The sequence below is a fragment of the Frigoriflavimonas asaccharolytica genome (assembly GCF_013294015.1).
Classification (GTDB): Bacteria; Bacteroidota; Bacteroidia; order Flavobacteriales; family Weeksellaceae; genus Frigoriflavimonas; species Frigoriflavimonas asaccharolytica.
Map to the genome: position 1 here is coordinate 1 of NZ_JABSNO010000066.1, position 1,165 is coordinate 1,165.

1 protein-coding gene is annotated in these 1,165 nt (G+C 29.6%); it reads left to right on the forward strand.

Annotated features, from left to right (window positions below; translation table 11 throughout):
* Window positions 1-207: 207 nt before the first annotated feature.
* The gene (locus tag HNQ03_RS16035) at window positions 208-993 is read left to right on the forward strand and encodes a hypothetical protein (protein WP_173780703.1); all 786 of its coding nucleotides are present in this window, start codon (window positions 208-210) and stop codon (window positions 991-993) included.
* The last annotated feature ends 172 nt before the right edge of the window (window positions 994-1,165 follow it).

A 1,165-nucleotide genomic window follows, 5' to 3' on the forward strand; every position in this document is an offset into this window, starting at 1 on the left:
AATATTCTGGGCGTTCCGGACTTAATTGCGAAACTCAAAAACTGGAAGTCGCCTTACAAAGCGAAGTCTTGTTTTGTTCTTGAAACGACTTATTTCGAGCTTGTTTTCGGTTATGTAAAAAATACATTATCAATTGCAGCTTAAAAAACAGCCTGCTTAAAAACGCATTTATTGAGGTTTGAAAGGTTGAATAAATTGAATAATTAGGTGGGAATTGAGTTTTTTCACAGCCTGACGTTACCAGTAATTTTAAAAAAAACCGAAATCCAAATGAACTTTTTTCGTAAAATTAAAGATATAATTGAGAGAAGAAAAGCGATTAATGAAATATACGACGACATAAAAAATTTAGACGAAGTTTTATTAGAAAAAAGACTTGAGATTTTGAATGAAATTGCAACACCAAAGTTTTCCGAAATTGGACTAAACAATTGGAATGGAAAATATTTATGGTTTAACAATTTTAACGAAGATGGAATTAAGTTTGTCGTAGAGTATAATGTTTTCAAAGGTTTTGGAGGTTCTTTCTCTTTTGGAATCTGTTATGATTTTATTCCAACTATTTCTTCTCAAAATAAATTGACACATCATAAAACAGATAAATCAACTAAAATCATTTATTATAAAAGATTGGAGGGGTGGCAAAAAAGCTATGAAAATAATAGTCCTATAAATCCGGACAAAATAAGCACTGTAAATGAAGAAAAGTTTAGAAAAAGTTTAAATAATGTTCTTGAGAATAATGTCCCAAAACTAAAAAAATGGTTTGAAGAAAATAAGACAATTGAACAAAATATAACAAGTCTTTCGAGTGAAATAAAAAATCCGACATATGAAATTGGAATGCGTATAATTTCATTTGAATATATATTAAGTTTTATAAATGCTAAAAAAAACGATTTTGATTCTGCTGAATTATGGATAAATAAACACTTTGAAAACAGAAATAATGAAGCCGAAAAGAATTTAATTTTAGATAAATTGAAAGCATAGAGAAAAAACTACTGGTAATAACTAAGCTTTCGTTTTGTCTGAAAGACAAGAAATGAAAGCCCGTTGAACGGAACCTTCAATAACTAAGCTTTCGTTTTGTCTGAAAGACAAGAAATGAAAGCCCGTTGAACGGAACCTTCGGTAGCTTTTGCTCCCCACTTGGTAACCTTAT